Consider the following 15,199-nt stretch of genomic DNA (forward strand, 5'->3'; position numbering starts at 1 on the left):
TTCAGTTCAGGGGCCAATTAATTAGCGACATTCTGCACGGAACATGGTCTGTTAAGCACTGAATCTTCAGGAGCAAGGCAGCCCCCATGGATTATTTCGGACCGCATATTTTCGGTTATACGATCGCCCTGCTGCACTCGCTGGGCATGATCGCGGCCATCCACGCCGTGTTGACCGTCCGTACCGCCCAAGGCTCGATCGCCTGGGCCCTGTCGCTGTTTTTCATCCCATACCTCACGCTGATCCCGTATCTGATGTTCGGCCGCAGCACCTTTGATGGCTACATCAAGGCCCGGCGGCAGGCCAACGAGGAGATGCGCAAGGCTGTTTCCGAACTCAACTGGCGACCCTGGGTAGAAGAAGCCCTCACCGCCCGCGCCTCTTCTGCCTACGCCTCACTCAGAGCGATGCCCAAGCTCGGAAACATGCCCTGCCTGGCCAATAACCAGACGCGGCTGCTGATCAACGGCCAGTCGACGTTCGAGGCCATTTTCGATGCCATCAGCCAGGCGAAAGAGGCCGTGCTGATCCAGTTTTTCATCGTCCACGACGACCGCCTCGGCCAACGCCTGCAATCTTTGCTGTTGAAAAAAGCCGCCGAAGGCGTGGCGATCTATCTGTTGTATGACCGAATCGGCAGCCATTCCCTACCCAACGGCTACGTGCAGGCCTTGCGTGATGGCGGGGTCGAGGTCAAGGCTTTTGGCCCCCGTAGTGGCTGGTTCAATCGCTTTCAGGTGAACTTCCGCAACCATCGCAAGATCGTGGTGGTGGACGGTATTCTCGGCTTCGTTGGCGGGCACAACGTCGGTGATGAATACATGGGCGAGAAACCGCCCCTGGCCCCTTGGCGCGATACCCACGTGCAAGTGCGCGGGCCAGTGGTGGCGTGCATGCAGGAGTCTTTCGCTGAAGACTGGTTCTGGGTGGCTCATGCCCTGCCGCCACTGATCCTGCCCGAGGTTTATCCGGAAGACGGCGTACTGTGCCAGTTGCTTGCCAGTGGGCCGGCAGACGCCTACGAAACCTGTTCTCTGTTCTTTGTCGAAGCGATCCATGCAGCGACGGAACGGATCTGGATCACCAGCCCGTATTTCATCCCCGATGAAGCCGTGTTCGCAGCGTTGCGTCTGGCGGTCCTGCGGGGTGTGGATGTGCGGCTGCTGTTGCCGTCTCGACCCGACCATCGAATCGTCTACGCCGCCTCCAGCCTCTACGCCTTCGAAGCCGTGCGCGCCGGTGTTCGGGTGTTCCGCTACGAGCCCGGATTCCTGCACCAGAAAGTGGTGTTGATCGACCGCGAAATCAGCGCCATCGGCAGCGCCAACCTGGACAACCGTTCGTTCCGGCTGAATTTCGAAGTAATGTTGCTGACCGTCGACAGCGCCTTTGCCGCCGAGGTGGAACAGATGCTCAATGATGACTTCGCCAACGCCCACGAAATCGCCAAAGGAGAAGGCCGGGAGACCCACCGCCTGCAGCAGCTCGGCATGCGGGTCGCCCGGCTGATTTCGCCAATTCTTTAAAGGTAGATATCGTCCCGGGTCCATGGCAGTTCATGACTGCCATCGGCGTGGGCCTTCACGGCAAGAATCTGGTGCAGGTTGATCCAGCCGCGGGCGAACGCGTAGGCGCAACCGGCCAGGTACAACCGCCAGATGCGCAGGGCTTGTTCCGGTACCAGTTTGGAAGCCGCTTCAAGATTATCTTCGAGGCGTTCGCTCCAGTGATCAAGCGTGCGGGCGTAGTGCAGTCGCAAGCTTTCGACGTCGACGATTTCCAGCCCGGCCTCACTGATCTGCGCAGAGATCATCGACAGGTGCGGCAACTCGCCGTTGGGGAACACATATTTCCCGATGAAATCACCGGCACCGCGCCCCACCGGACGGCCATCGGTGTATTTGGCGGTGATCCCGTGGTTCATCACCAGGCCGCCCTCTTTCACAGCACCGAACAGAGTCTTGCAGTACTCCGCGAGATTGGCGTGGCCCACGTGTTCGAACATGCCGACGCTGACAACCTTGTCGAAGCGTCCATCCTGCGGCAAATCGCGATAGTCGAGCAATTGCAGCTCAACCAGGTCCTCCAGGCCCTCCGCTTTTACGCGCTCCCGGGCCAGAGCCAACTGCTCCTTGCTGAGAGTGATACCGAACACTTTCGCGCCAAACTCTCGCGCAGCAAAACGCGCCAATCCGCCCCAACCACACCCCACATCCAGCAGATATTCGCCGGGTTGCAGGCGCAGCTTGCGACACAAATGACGGAACTTGGCTTGTTGGGCCTGCTCGAGGCTTTCGCTACCGGTCTCGAAGTAAGCGCAGGAATACGCCATGTCGCTGTCGAGCCACAGCTGATAGAACGCGTTGGAAAGGTCGTAGTGGTAGGAAATCGCCTTGGCGTCTGTATCTTTGTCGTGAACGCTACGAACAGGCTGATTGTCATCGTCTTCGTCCAGCAACGCCTGGCTCCATTCATCACAGACGCGGATCACGTCGCTGATGGAGCCTTCGAGCTCCAGTTTGCCTTCGACAAAAGCAGCACCGAGGGCATCCAGGCTTGGATGGGTAAACTGGGAGACCATTTGCGGGTCCTTGACCACAATCGTGACGCTGGGCGTCGGCCCCAGATTGAATTCATGGCCGTCCCAGAGTCTCAGGCGAAGCGGTAACTGCAGATTCTGTAAGGCCGGTGGAAGTTGCGCGAGCATGGAGAATCCCCCTTGTTTCAGACGTCTGATCAGAGGGTAGACCATCCTTGAAAAATAGCTGGCTATCGAATTAATCGCCGTTTTCAATGATTCGCGACGCCAGAACCGACCGCCGCGAACGCACAAAATGATGTGCCCTCATCTCCAATGACTACGAGCCGGGCGCACAGTTCTAAAAGTTTATGACCTGTAATTATCCGGTTTAGAGCATTCGCTTTCAGACTTCGGCCTTGAGTTTGAGTAAGGGCTCCTGAAATCGCAGCAATCGACCGGCATTGCCCAGCACCAACAACGTGCTGAAGTTATGCAGCAACGCCGCAATCATCGCCCCGGCAGCGCCGAGCCAGCCGAACGCGGCGAAGGCCACGATGGCCAGGGTCCAGCCCAGCCCGATGATCACATTGACCTGCAATGTCTGGCGGCACTGGCGACTCAGGCGCACGCAGGTGCCGAGGCGACGCAGGTCACTGCCGATCAGCACGATGTCAGCCGATGCCAGGGCGATGTCTGCACCGCCCGCCCCCATGGCTACACCGACCACACCCGCCTTGAGGGCCAGTGAATCATTGATGCCATCGCCGACCACCATCGGCCGAAAGCCGCTGTCGATCTCCTTGAGCACGCGATTGAGTTTGTCTTCGGGCAGGGCTTGCGCTTCGACGTCGCTGATTCCGACATCCCGGGCGAGCGTTTGCGCAACGCTATGGCGGTCTCCCGTGAGCAACAACTGACGACCCAGACCCAGTTCACGCAACTCACCCAAGGCAAATTGCGCCTCGGGTTTGACACTGTCGGCCAGCAACAGCCAGGCAAGAAACTCCCCATTGAGCGCCAGCCCGGCAATCGGACCATCGTGATCGGGAACCGCCGTTGTACTGATGCCCAGTTGCGCAAACAACTCCGGCCGGCCGAGCGCCGCTTCGCCCTGCCCCGTCATCGCCACCACACCCAGGCCCTGGCGTTCATGAATGTCGGTCAGCAGCAGAAAATCTTCCTGGGCCACCAACCCCGCCAGGGCGCGGCTGACCGGATGACTGCTGGCCGAGCCTAGGCTCGCCGCCAGCGTCAGCACATGGCTGCGATCCTCCAGCGGGCTGTCGATGGATTGCAGACGCAAGGTGCCGAAGGTCAGCGTCCCGGTCTTGTCGACCACCAGCGAGGTCAGGTCCGCCAACTCTTCGAGGAACGCAGAACTGCGGATCAGAATCCCGTGGCGTGCCGCCACCGCCACACCCGCAATCGCCGTGGCCGGCGCCGACAACACCAGCGCACAAGGACAGGCTGCCACCAACACCGCGAGCATCGCCTGGGCGTTGTTGGTGATGAACCAGGTCACGGCCGCCAGCAGCAACACCAGCACCATGTAGCTGCCGGCGTAGCGCTCCAGCAAGCGGGTAATGGGCGGCTTCGAACGCTCGGCGTTTTGCATCAGGGCAATCACTTTGCCGAGGGTCGACTCATGGCCGGTGCGGGTCACTTCGATTCGCAGCAGACCATCGAGGTTGATCGCACCACCGAACACCGACATGCCGACACCGGCCTCCATCGGTACCGATTCGCCGGTTATGGAGGCGGTGTCCAGACTGGCCTGGCCGGACAACACCCGGCCATCCGCCGGTACCCGGTCCCCGGCGCGCACCTCGACCCGATCGCCGGCCTTGAGCGTGCCGTTGTCGACTTCGATGATGGAGCCGTCTGCCTGAATCTTGCGTGCGTGGCTGCGGGTCAGTTTGCCGAGGGCGTGAATCGCCTCCTGGGAGCCGATCACGCTGCGCTCCTCCAGCACGTGGCCGAAGATCATGATGATCGGCAACAGGGCTGCCGTCAGCAGATCCCCGGTGGCCCAGGCACCCAGCATGGCCAGGGCAATCAATTGATCAGTGATGCCGTGCAGGCTTGGATAACGCAGGCTGTACCAGGCCGAGCGCATGACCGGTACAGCAACCAGCAACGAAGCCAACCCCAGCAGCAACTGACTGACACCGGCCTGCTCCGGCGCCAGCCAACGCCAGATCAGGCCCAGCGCAAGCAAGCCCAATGCGAGCATGGCCAGGGTCAACTGGCGCGCGGCGCGGCGCTGTTCAGCCGAAGACAACAGGCTCGGTGCAGCGGCGGTTTGAGCGGTCATTGTGCAGCTCCCTGAATGATCAGGCGTGAATCGTCTTTGGGATCGACCGTAGTGACCGAACCTGCCTGGCCGAAAATTTTCGGCATGCGCTCACGATAAATGCGCAGCAACATCTGTGGGTCGATACCTTGCTGCTCGGCCTTGGCCAGGCTCAACACGGTAGCCGTATCGGCAGACGCTTTGGCCAACCGTTCACTCGCCTGGGCATGGGCCACTTGCAGCGTACGGTCGGCTTGCTCGTTGGCGGTTTGCGTCAACTTCTCGGCTTCGGTGCGGGCATTGGCAACGGCCTTGTCGGCTTGCTGGCTGGCGGTCAGTACCGCGTTGAATGCGTTAACTGCAGGACTTGGCAAACTCGATTGCACATCGACCCGCGCCACTTCGATGCCCAAGCCTTGTCCTGTTGCTGTGAGTTCGGCCAGCCGTTGATTGATGCCCTGCACCAGATCACCACGCAAGCGCTCACGCCGCTCCGCCGCCAGGCTATCGGCGCCGATCAGTTCCGGACGAGCGACCAGAATGGTGTCCAGATCACGTGCGGCCGTGAGCGCTAGCGCGCTGCGGGTCACCAGCCGATCCAGAGCCGGCAACACATGTTCGCCCTGAAGCACAAACGCATAGGGCTCGGTGACCTTGTAGAAAACCCGCACATCGAGTTGCACCACGCCGGCGTCACCCGTTAACAGATAACCAGAGCCTGCGAGGGCATCGCTGATGGGCGTGGCAAAACTTGCCACGCGATCAGCCTGCGTCGCGGCATCACTACGCAACAGGCTTTCCACTCGACGCTCGATCACCCGATCCGCCGCCGGCAACAAAATCACCTGCTCGAAGGGTTGCGGCCAAGCCAGAAGCAGCCCGGCACTCTGAATGCGATCCAGCGCGCCAAAATGCAAAACCACGGCGCGATTTTGTGGATCGATCTGCCGCACATTGGAAAACGCCCACGCCAATGCCGCCAACACCGTCACCGCATACAGCGCAATAAACGCCAGACGCCCGGCCTGAATCCAGGGGCTGCTCAACTCATTTGTTCCACGTGGAACCAAACTCATGGCTGCGATCCGGATTTGTTGTCGAGACTCGGCGGACCGTCAACCAGCACCCGGAACGGTGCGGCATCGGTACGTAGAATCAGCTTGGTCCCCGGCGTCACCACCGTGCCCAAGGTGTCGAGCGAACGCAGCAGGTTGTAAAGCTGCGGCGACGCCGCATAGGCGCGACCATAAATCTGCGCCGCTTCGACCCGCGATTGCGCTTCGATATCTGCCGCTTTCACTGTCGCATCAGCCTGCACAATTCGCGCATCACGTTCGGCGGCAGAACGAATTTGTGCGGCTTCACGCTTGCCGATGGCCGTACGTTCGGTGGCGATGGTTTCACGCTCGGCGCGCATCCGGTCGACGGTCGCGGTGAGCGTTACCGAAGGCAGCGTCAGTCGTTCGATGCCGACCTGCAACACGCGCACGCCATAAGTGCTGAGCAACTGCTGATCGATTTGCTTGCGCAGCTGCGCTTCGAAATCGGCGATGCGTACCTGGCTGGCATCGGTATTGACCAGGTTCGCCAGATCAAAACTGCTGGCGGTGGTCTCCAGCGCGGAGCCGACAAAGGTACGAATCTGCCGCGCAGCCTCATCAGGCTCGTTCTGCACTGCACGCATGAAGCGTTGCACATTGCCCGGATCGCCCTGCACCTGCCACGCCACGTAGGCCTGGACGATGATGCGCAAACCGTCCCGGGTGCCGACATCCTGCAAACCGCTGGACGTGGTGCGCAGCCGCAGATCCACCGGGATCGCCGCCTCGAACGGTGCCGGCCAGCGCCAGCCCAGCCCCGGCTCCAGCAAGACCCGTGAAGGATTGCCGAAGCGCGTGATCACCGTGGCCTCCCCCGAACGCACCTGCACCAGGCTCGCGGCGGCGACTGCAAACGCCACCAGCAATGCCGCCCAGCCCATGCGGCGCCACGGGAATGGACCGGCCTCCTGCGGATCGCCGTGGTGATGATGGTGATGGCCGTGATGGTGGTGCCCGCCATGGCCGTGATCGTGGCCACTGTGGTCAGCGTGATCGTGCGTATGGGACTGGCTCAATTGGCAGCTCCTGGCTGAACGGTTTTACGCGACGGCGCAGGATCAACCGGCAGCGTGAAAGTACGGAGGTCGATGGTCGGCGCATTGCTGCTGCCGCCCAGACGATGATCGAGCACCAGCAATCTGGCGTTGGCCAAACCCTGGGACAACTGACTGAAATACTGCTCCAGCACGAAGGCCTGGCCAGCGCTGGCATAGGCTTTCTGCTCGGCGTTGAATTTCAGGTCCGCAGCCTGGGCGCCAGCATTGATTTCACGGGCGCTGGCCGTCGCCTGATCGCGGGCGATGCTGGCCTGCAACTGCGCCTGGTGAGTGGCTTCGGCGGCGGCACCGCGCTCACGGGCAATCAAGGCTTGCACCCCAATCTGTGCCGCTTGCACGCCGTGATAGGCGTTGGCGGCACCAGCCGGCGGGTGAATCGCCTCGACCACCGTGGCGAGAATTTCCACGCCGCTGTCGAGTTTTTTCAGGTCCGCCTGAACGGCGCGGCCGATTTCTTCCGCCAGCCCTACCCTGTCCTCACCCAATAAACCGTCGAGAGTGCGCGAGGCAAAATCGTGAACCAGGATTCGGCTGGCCGTGCTGCGAATCAACATCGGCACATCGGCACTGTTATAGGTCGCGGCCAATGCCGCCTCATCGCTCAGACCAATGCGATAGACGAAGCGCACATCCATGTTGACGATCTGAAAGCTCTGCCTGTCAGCTCGGCTGCTGGCGATCACCTGGGATTTATCGTTCACATGGCTGGCGTCCCACAGGCGATTGGCAATTGCCGGGGCCGGGCCTTCGGCAGGGTCTGCCTGAGCAGGGGTCGTAGTTTCGCCAACACTGGTGGCCAACTCGTGAACCACGCCATTCTCGACGCTCAATACCCGGCCTAATGGCCAAGGCAGGCCTAGATGCAAACCCGGGCCAAACACCTCCACCGGCTTGCCGAATCGTTCATAGATGCCACGCCCTTGCAGCGCAATTTCGTGAATGCCTGTCAGCGACCAGCCAACCAGCGTAACCACCCCCAAAACCGGCAGGAACGCCCGACGCATGTAAGTGAAGGCCCAGATCTGCCGCAGATCTATACCGAAGCGGTTGTGTAATTCGTGCTGCAACGCCAGCAACGGCTGTGGTGGCCAGCGCAGCATGTCGGCGACAAAGCTGCGCGCCAGTAACTCCGGCTCAAGGCGTTCGCGGCGGGGACTGAACAATGACAACACCGCACGCAGCAACAGCTCTGCCGCCACCAACCCCGGCAGGAGTCCGGACAACACCGCCAGGCGTACGGGCCATATCGACGACTCATCGGCAAACAACAGACAAAACGCAGCGAGTAGCAGGCTGATGATCGGCACACGGGTCAATTGCGCCAACGCGGCGGCCTCAGGCCATTGCGCGATGTTTTCCTGTGCCAGATGGCGCTCCATCACCAATAGGCCGAAGGCCAACAACAACGAGAACGCCGCCCCGACAGGGGCCGCGATCCCCAGCCCTGCCGGGGGTAACGAAAGGTCCCAGGCCTGTTCGACACCCAACACCGCCAACAACGCCCAACCGCCAAGCCACAGCGTCGGCGCGCCAATTTGCCCGAGCAGGTTTTGCGATTGCCGACTGATCCGGTCCAGCAAACGTTCATACCAGCCCAAAGGCTCGGCAGATTCCTCGGCAGATTCCTCGACAACCACCACCGGCGCCACGGGATTCATGGCACGGGCACGCCATTGGGCAACCCACCCGGCCGATTGCAAACCCGCCATCAGAACCACAAACGCAGCGCTCAAATTCAGCAACAACGCGGACCACAACATTTTCGAGGCGAACAGCCCGGCAAAAAACGCCAGCAACGCACCCACGGTGGCGAGTACGCCCGCACCGATGGCGAACAGGCGCAAACGCCGCCCTTGAATGAACGCCTGCTGAAAGCGCGGCAACCCGGCCAGCGGCGTTTCATCAACATCGAGATCGACTTGCATACCACCCCAGAGTGTCTTCGCTAACATGGCAATTCGTTACGATATAACGGAAATGGTGAAATTTCCGTATTCAAGCGCGCTATCTAAAGATGCCCAAGCTGTCGCTAACCTGAAGCCTTGACCGAAAGGTTGTGGGAAACACATATTACGTTCGTAATTTTATTCAGGAACTACTTTTACCCATCCCCTTTCGATCCAGGAGTACATCCATGAGCACTTATGACGTCGTGATACTCGGCGGTGGCCCCGGCGGTTACAACGCGGCGATCCGCGCCGGACAACTGGGTCTGAAGGCGGCCTGCGTGGAAGGGCGCGCCACACTCGGCGGCACCTGCCTGAATGTCGGCTGCATGCCATCCAAGGCATTGCTGCATGCCTCCGAACTGTACGACGCGGCCATGGGTGCGGAATTCGCCAACCTGGGGATCGACGTCAAGCCCAGCCTCAACCTCGCCCAGATGATGAAGCAAAAGGATGAAAGCGTTACCGGGCTGACCAAGGGCATCGAGTTTCTTTTCCGCAAGAACAAAGTCGACTGGATCAAGGGCTGGGGCCACATCGACGGGCCGGGCAAAGTCACGGTGACCGACAGCGCCGGCGGCAAGACCGAACTGAGCGCCAGGGACATCATCATCGCCACCGGTTCCGAACCCACTCCCCTGCCCGGCGTGGACATCGATAACAAGCGCATCCTCGACTCCACCGGCGCCCTGTCACTGACCGAGGTGCCCAAACATCTGGTGGTGATCGGCGCCGGTGTGATCGGCCTGGAGCTGGGATCGGTATGGCGACGCCTGGGGGCACAGGTGACGGTGGTCGAGTTCCTTGACCGGATCTGCCCCGGCGTGGACATCGAAGCCGGTAAAACCCTGCAACGCTCCCTGAGCAAGCAAGACTTGAGCTTCAAGCTGAGTTCGAAAGTGACCAGCGCCACCACCTCCGCCACCGGTGTACAGCTCAGCATCGAGCCTGCCGCAGGCGGCACTGCCGAGTTGCTGGAAGCGGATTACGTATTGGTGGCCATCGGGCGCCGACCTTATACACAGGGCCTGGGCCTGGAGAACGTCGGCCTCGCCACGGACAAGCGCGGCATGCTCGCCAACAAGGGGCATCGCACCGAAGCCGCCGGAGTCTGGGTGATTGGTGACGTGACCTCCGGCCCCATGCTCGCGCACAAGGCCGAGGACGAAGCCATGGCCTGTGTCGAACAGATCGTCGGCAAGGCTGGTGAGGTCAACTACAACCTGATTCCCAGCGTGGTCTACACCAGGCCGGAGCTGGCCAGCGTCGGCAAGACCGAGGAGCAGCTCAAGGCCGAAGGCCGTGCGTACAAGGTGGGCAAGTTTCCCTTCACCGCCAACAGCCGGGCGAAAATCAACCACGAGACCGAAGGCTTCGCCAAAGTGCTGGCCGATGAGCGCACGGACGAAATCCTCGGCGTGCATCTGGTCGGCCCGAGCGTCAGTGAAATGATCGGCGAGTATTGCGTGGCCATGGAATTCAGCGCCTCGGCCGAAGACATCGCCCTGACCTGCCACCCACACCCGACCCGCTCCGAGGCGTTGCGCCAGGCGGCGATGAATGTGGAGGGGATGGCGACGCAGATGTAAGGCTTGCAGGACTTGGATGGCAGATCTATCGCCTTCGCGAGCAAGCCCGCTCCCACAGGTACAGCGCAACCCCTGTGGGAGCGGGCCTGCTCGCGAATCAGGCGACTCGGTTTAGAGCGGCAAATGCTCCAACGGCAACGCACCTGGCGCCTTCACCGTATGAATCGCAAAGTTGCTGCGGATGTCGCTCACACCCGGCAGCTTCAGCAAACGCCCGGTGAGAAACCGGTCATAGGCACGCAAGTCCGGCACCACCACCTGCAGCAGAAAGTCCGACTCCCCAGACACCAGGAACGCAGAAATCACCTCGGGCAAAGCCGTCACCGCCAGGCGAAAGGCTTCGGCCTGTTCGTCGTTATGGCGCTCGACCTTGACCCCGACAAACACCGTCAGCCCCAACCCCACTTCGTCGCGATCCAGATTGGCCTGGTAGCCGCGAATCACCCCCGCCTCTTCAAGCATCCGTACCCGGCGCAAGCACGGTGATGCCGACAGGCCGATCTCGTCTGCCAGTTGCACATTGCTCAGGCGGCCATCCCGTTGCAGTGCGGCGAGTATCTTGCGGTCGTAGGCGTCAAGTTTCATGGTTTGGCAGATTCCGATAGTTAACTCGAAAGAAAGTGGCAGATTATGCCAATAAAGCCCCCGATAGAAGCTGACAACGCAAGCACCTGCCCTGCCCTCCGGCCCTAGACTGGCACTACCGAATCGACAACGAATGGGGGTGCAACGTGGACGGACTCTGGATGTTTTTCATGGCGCTGGCAGTGGTCTATCTGTTGCCGGGGCCTGACATGATCCTGCTGTTGCAGACGGGTGTCCGCCAGGGCAAAGGCGCTGCGCTGGCCACCGCCGTGGGTTTGGGCATCGCCCGGGGTTGTCATGTGGGATTGGCGGCGCTGGGGCTGGCGGCGCTGTTCAAGGCGGCGCCCTGGACCTTCGATGTGGTGCGCCTGGCTGGCGCCGCGTACCTGCTGTGGATCGGCATTCAGTGCCTGCGGACGACGATGCTGCCGAACCTCGGAAGCGCCGACACAACCGGCGAAAAAACGCGCTGGAGCATCGCCATCCGGCGCGGATTGCTGACCAACCTGCTCAACCCCAAGGCACTGTTGTTCTGCTCGGTGCTGCTGCCGCAATTCATCAACCCACAGGCCGGGCCGGTGCTCGGACAATTTGCGACCCTGGGCGTGGTGCTGGTCGGTGTCGGTCTGCTGTTCGACAGCGCTTACGCTCTGATCGGCGCGGCACTCGGCCGCTGGCTGCAACGCAGCCCTTCAGCCCAGCGCCTGCAACAATGGTTGTTCGGCAGCCTGTTGATCGGTTTCGCCGTGCGGCTGACCTTTGTGCAACAGGCTTGAACCTCACGGCGCCTTGCGGCGGCGACGCTTGAACAGCAACAGCGCGGCTGCCGCGAACGCCAGCACGCTACCGACCTGCAACGGCGTCTTGTACGGGCGCAAGGCCGAACGCGCCGCGTCCGTGACTTGAGTCACGTAGCGTTTGTCGGCGTTCTCGAAGTCGGGGTACGGGCACTGGTGGCCGAAATCGGCGGCCCACTCCACGTAAGGCCCTTCTTTGACATAACGCTGATAAATCGCGCTTTGCTCCTCGAGGCTGCTGTTCCACCCCGAGGCCTCGCACAGCACCGCCGCGAAGGCCTGACTGGTGTGAGGCAGGTTATCCGCCGCCCTGCTCGCCAGCGCCGTGGCCACGAAGCGATAGTGATAACGCTGATCGGGCTGGGCGGCGCTGGCCTGCTGACGCTTCACTTCGTCCTCGGCCATCAATGGACCGACCTTGAGTTCGGCGTTTTCAAGGATGTAATTGCCGCCGAACGTGGCGTAATCCGGCGCCATTTCGTAGCCCAGAATATCCATGCCCCACTCACGCGCCGTCCAGGCGGCATTGAACAGTGCAGCGGCGCGACGGGTCGGCCACCAGGCTGAATCTGCCGCCTGGCGTTGCTCGCCGTACAACCTGGCCTTGTGCCGCAAGCCGTCATTATCGAAGTACGCCGGCGCTTGCTCGTAATGGCCTTCGCGCAACAAACGCCGCCCCAGCAGATTGCGCAGGCTCGCCGCTACGGGTAAGGGCACGTAATTGTCGCGTTCCTGCTGGCTGAGCGGTGGCGGGGCCGGCACTTGTGTGTCGACGTAGTGCTTGAGTTCTTCGAGGGTCAACACGCGTTCGGCAACGGTGGCGGCGTCGAACCAGTAAATGCTTTGGCTGCGATACAGCTGATCGAAGGCTTGCAGGTAATCCCCGCGTTGCAGGGCGAGGATCGCACGTTCACCCTCGACCCGGCATTTGGGCTGGAGCGTTTCATAATCGTAGTCCGGGGTCCGTCGCTCGCCCCAGGATTCATTCTGCGGGAAGGCCTGGGCCGCTTTGGCATAGGCTGCGGCGGCTGCGTTTTTATCGCCGTCGCGCACCGCCAGTTTTGCCCGCAGCCACCAGGCCAACCCGCCATCGCCGGCATGCTCGAGGAACGCCTTGGCGCTGGCGTAATCGCCCTGTTGATAATTCATCGCCGCCAGTCGGTCGGCGTTTTCGAGACTGCCGCGCGTGCTGTTTTGCAACAGCTTGATCATTTTCTGTTCGTTCGGTGGTTGCTCGCCAAACGACCAGCCCAAGCGGCTGATCAAGGACGCGGTCACCAACTGCTGCACGGGCTGGCCCTTGAGCAACTCGGCCACTTGATCATCCGGCAGCGTCATCAGGTCCGCCATCAACAGCTTCAACGAGGAATAGCCCACCGCGGAACCGTGCAGATTCTGCGTGGCGTACAGCTCGATGGCACGGTTCCAGTCGCCGGCAGCGCGCACGACCCGGGCTTCTTCGCCGAGGCTCGCGACGCCCAGTTCCAGCGGATCGCTGAAGCCGTCGATGCTCATCTGCCGGGTTTGCTCGAAGGCTTTGCGGGATTGTTCGAGCAGATCCGGCGCCGCATTGGCTTCGGCACTCATGGCGTACAACGCGCGCCCCAGCGAGTAAGCCGCCCAGGTGCTGCGCGAAGCCCGTTGCTCGGCGGGCAAGGCCAGCACTTTCTTGAAATACCCGGCGGCCAAGGCATTATCACCCGCGCCAAATGCCACAGCGCCCGCCAGGTACCACCTGAGCTCCGGGGGCAGTTGCGCGCCTTCGGTTTCAACCTGACGGGCATCCGTCAGACCGCGCAGGTGTTTAACCAACACTTGTTGCTCTGCGGAAAGTCCCGCCTGCTCGGCCTGATCCCGTAGCGCTACTGCGTCAGGTTGATCGCTGTAGTCGGCGCCAGAGGTGACGTTCTTCAAGCCGTTGATGGCGTGGCCGAGGCGGCTGATTTCAAAACTGAAGTTGCCTTCGGGCAGTTCCGCCAGCGACTGGCCACGGTTGTCCAGCAGGCGCATGGGGAAGTCCGGGCCGCAGGCCAGCGCCGAGCCCAGCGGCAGGCTGAGGCTCAGGCAAAGCAAATGACGCGGCCAGTTACGGGTGAACATTCGAACCTCCTTGATCAATGTGTGCGCAGCGAGCCCAACCGATGGCACGCTGTCCGCCGGCCGGAATTCGGCCATCGCGCAGGCGGGTGAAGGTAAGCAGATCCGGACGCTGTTGCAACGCGTAACCGGCCAAGGCATCAGCCCCTTCACAGCCGCTGACCGCGAGTGTCAGGCGTTCGGGCCAGGCGCTGTCGAGGTTGCCCTGGTTGCTGATGCCGATGTCATAGAGGCCATTGACGGCCGAGAGTTGCAGCGTCAACCGACTGTCGAGGGCATCAGCACGCGCCACGGCGCGCAAGGTGGTCAGGCTCCAGGCCCGGCGGTCGTTGGCCAGTGGCAGGCGAAACCAGATCAAGCCCGCCAGATGCTCGGGTGGATCGGCACGCAGTTCGGTGCCGAGGGTGCGCAGCGAATGCGGATCGGCGAGTAATTCCCGACGCAGGCCTTCGCGCTCCAGCGTCACTTCGCTTTCCACAACCGGTGCGCCGTCCGTCGACGGCAGCAACGCCACGCCATAAGCCGGCAGCGCCAGATAGAAAGGTTTTGTCGTGACGCGGCTCCAGGCCTTCGCCCATTGCCGGGCCTGATCGGCATCAAACAAGCCACGACGCGGATCGCTCACCGCGTGCACCTGCAACACGCTGCTGTCGACTGTGGATAACAACGCCGGCAGTTCGCGACTGTCGAGCCAGGACGGCAACGCCGTGATGCTCAGCGGCAGCGAAGTCGGCAATGCTTCACGCAGATGCGCGAGAAATTCGCGGTACGAAGGTAGCCGGGCATTACCGGCATCGTGGTCGATTTCTACGCCGGCGAGGTTCAACCCTTGCCCCTGCCAATCGCTGATCACCTGGCGGATCTGCGCGGTGACCTCTTCCTGATCGAGTGCCTTGAGCTGCCCGTCCAGGCGCACCACCGCAATCACCGGCCGGCCATCGTGCCTGAGCAATACCGGATCAATACGGGCACGGCTCCAACCGGCATTGGGGAAGGCCTGCAAGGCCAGCACCCGCAACGTTGAAAAGTCGGCACGGCTGTCCCTGAGGGCTGCGTCATGGGCCGGCGTCCATTGCCGCTGCCAGACGTAGAGTTGCTGATCCAGCGGCGGTGCGTCGTGCCTTTCGCATCCGGCGGTCAGCACCAGCGCCATCAGCAAGGCGATCGAGCGAGTGAAAAAAACCATTGAAACGCCTGTTCCTGAAATGCAGAA

The 15,199-nt window shown here is 61.7% G+C and carries 11 protein-coding genes; 3 read left to right on the top strand and 8 right to left on the bottom strand.

From position 1 onward, the window contains the following. Window positions 1-86: 86 nt before the first annotated feature. Window positions 87-1,526: a cardiolipin synthase gene (cls, locus tag ACXX83_RS24515; protein ID WP_217836741.1), complete on the top strand. Its 1,440-nt coding sequence runs from the start codon at window positions 87-89 to the stop codon at window positions 1,524-1,526. Here the strand turns inward: cls and cfaB are convergent. From cfaB to hflK (ACXX83_RS24540), 5 genes are all read right to left on the bottom strand, one after another. After that, the gene (gene cfaB, locus ACXX83_RS24520; protein WP_217836742.1) at window positions 1,523-2,707 is read right to left on the bottom strand and encodes a C17 cyclopropane fatty acid synthase CfaB; all 1,185 of its coding nucleotides are present in this window, start codon (window positions 2,705-2,707) and stop codon (window positions 1,523-1,525) included. The two genes, cls and cfaB, sit on opposite strands and share 4 nt — an antisense overlap. A gap of 217 nt (window positions 2,708-2,924) precedes the next feature. Beyond that, window positions 2,925-4,835 (bottom strand): cation-translocating P-type ATPase, encoded by a 1,911-nt coding sequence (locus ACXX83_RS24525; RefSeq protein ID WP_458549804.1) that lies wholly within the window; start codon window positions 4,833-4,835, stop codon window positions 2,925-2,927. Further along, on the bottom strand, window positions 4,832-5,890 hold the full coding sequence (hflK, locus tag ACXX83_RS24530) for a protease modulator HflK (protein ID WP_458549805.1): 1,059 nt from the start codon (window positions 5,888-5,890) through the stop codon (window positions 4,832-4,834). The genes ACXX83_RS24525 and hflK (ACXX83_RS24530) overlap by 4 nt, the downstream gene beginning before the upstream one ends. Next, entirely contained in the window at window positions 5,887-6,930 is a 1,044-nt protein-coding gene (gene hflC / locus ACXX83_RS24535; RefSeq protein ID WP_458549806.1) for a protease modulator HflC, read from the bottom strand. The genes hflK (ACXX83_RS24530) and hflC overlap by 4 nt, the downstream gene beginning before the upstream one ends. Beyond that, window positions 6,927-8,897, bottom strand: coding sequence for a protease modulator HflK (hflK, locus tag ACXX83_RS24540; protein WP_458550229.1), 1,971 nt, complete (start codon window positions 8,895-8,897; stop codon window positions 6,927-6,929). The genes hflC and hflK (ACXX83_RS24540) overlap by 4 nt, the downstream gene beginning before the upstream one ends. Before the next feature lie 209 nt (window positions 8,898-9,106). On the opposite strand from hflK (ACXX83_RS24540), the gene lpdA reads away from it, so the two are divergent. After that, window positions 9,107-10,507, top strand: a complete 1,401-nt coding sequence (gene lpdA / locus ACXX83_RS24545; protein ID WP_458549807.1) for a dihydrolipoyl dehydrogenase — start codon at window positions 9,107-9,109, stop codon at window positions 10,505-10,507. A gap of 111 nt (window positions 10,508-10,618) precedes the next feature. Here lpdA and ACXX83_RS24550 read toward each other — a convergent pair whose 3' ends face one another. Further along, on the bottom strand, window positions 10,619-11,092 hold the full coding sequence (locus tag ACXX83_RS24550; protein ID WP_007969928.1) for an Lrp/AsnC family transcriptional regulator: 474 nt from the start codon (window positions 11,090-11,092) through the stop codon (window positions 10,619-10,621). Between the two features lie 146 nt (window positions 11,093-11,238). Here ACXX83_RS24550 and ACXX83_RS24555 point away from each other — a divergent pair, with 146 nt between their 5' ends. Beyond that, on the top strand, window positions 11,239-11,868 hold the full coding sequence (locus tag ACXX83_RS24555) for a LysE family translocator (RefSeq protein WP_458549808.1): 630 nt from the start codon (window positions 11,239-11,241) through the stop codon (window positions 11,866-11,868). A gap of 3 nt (window positions 11,869-11,871) precedes the next feature. On the opposite strand, the gene ACXX83_RS24560 is transcribed toward ACXX83_RS24555, so the two are convergent. Continuing rightward, entirely contained in the window at window positions 11,872-13,989 is a 2,118-nt protein-coding gene (locus ACXX83_RS24560) for a hypothetical protein (RefSeq protein WP_458549809.1), read from the bottom strand. Then, window positions 13,976-15,172 (bottom strand): DUF3142 domain-containing protein, encoded by a 1,197-nt coding sequence (locus ACXX83_RS24565; RefSeq protein WP_458549810.1) that lies wholly within the window; start codon window positions 15,170-15,172, stop codon window positions 13,976-13,978. The genes ACXX83_RS24560 and ACXX83_RS24565 overlap by 14 nt, the downstream gene beginning before the upstream one ends. Between the last annotated feature and the right edge of the window lie 27 nt (window positions 15,173-15,199).

This window comes from Pseudomonas sp. GNP012, from assembly GCF_054343835.1.

Coding starts and splice junctions, on each gene's coding strand:
- cls (WP_217836741.1), top strand. CDS start 87: ATGGATTATTTCGGACCGCATATTTTCGGTTATACGATCGCCCTGCTG.
- cfaB (WP_217836742.1), bottom strand. CDS start 2,707: ATGCTCGCGCAACTTCCACCGGCCTTACAGAATCTGCAGTTACCGCTT.
- ACXX83_RS24525 (WP_458549804.1), bottom strand. CDS start 4,835: ATGACCGCTCAAACCGCCGCTGCACCGAGCCTGTTGTCTTCGGCTGAA.
- hflK (WP_458549805.1), bottom strand. CDS start 5,890: ATGAGTTTGGTTCCACGTGGAACAAATGAGTTGAGCAGCCCCTGGATT.
- hflK (WP_458550229.1), bottom strand. CDS start 8,897: ATGCAAGTCGATCTCGATGTTGATGAAACGCCGCTGGCCGGGTTGCCG.
- lpdA (WP_458549807.1), top strand. CDS start 9,107: ATGAGCACTTATGACGTCGTGATACTCGGCGGTGGCCCCGGCGGTTAC.
- ACXX83_RS24550 (WP_007969928.1), bottom strand. CDS start 11,092: ATGAAACTTGACGCCTACGACCGCAAGATACTCGCCGCACTGCAACGG.
- ACXX83_RS24560 (WP_458549809.1), bottom strand. CDS start 13,989: ATGTTCACCCGTAACTGGCCGCGTCATTTGCTTTGCCTGAGCCTCAGC.
- ACXX83_RS24565 (WP_458549810.1), bottom strand. CDS start 15,172: ATGGTTTTTTTCACTCGCTCGATCGCCTTGCTGATGGCGCTGGTGCTG.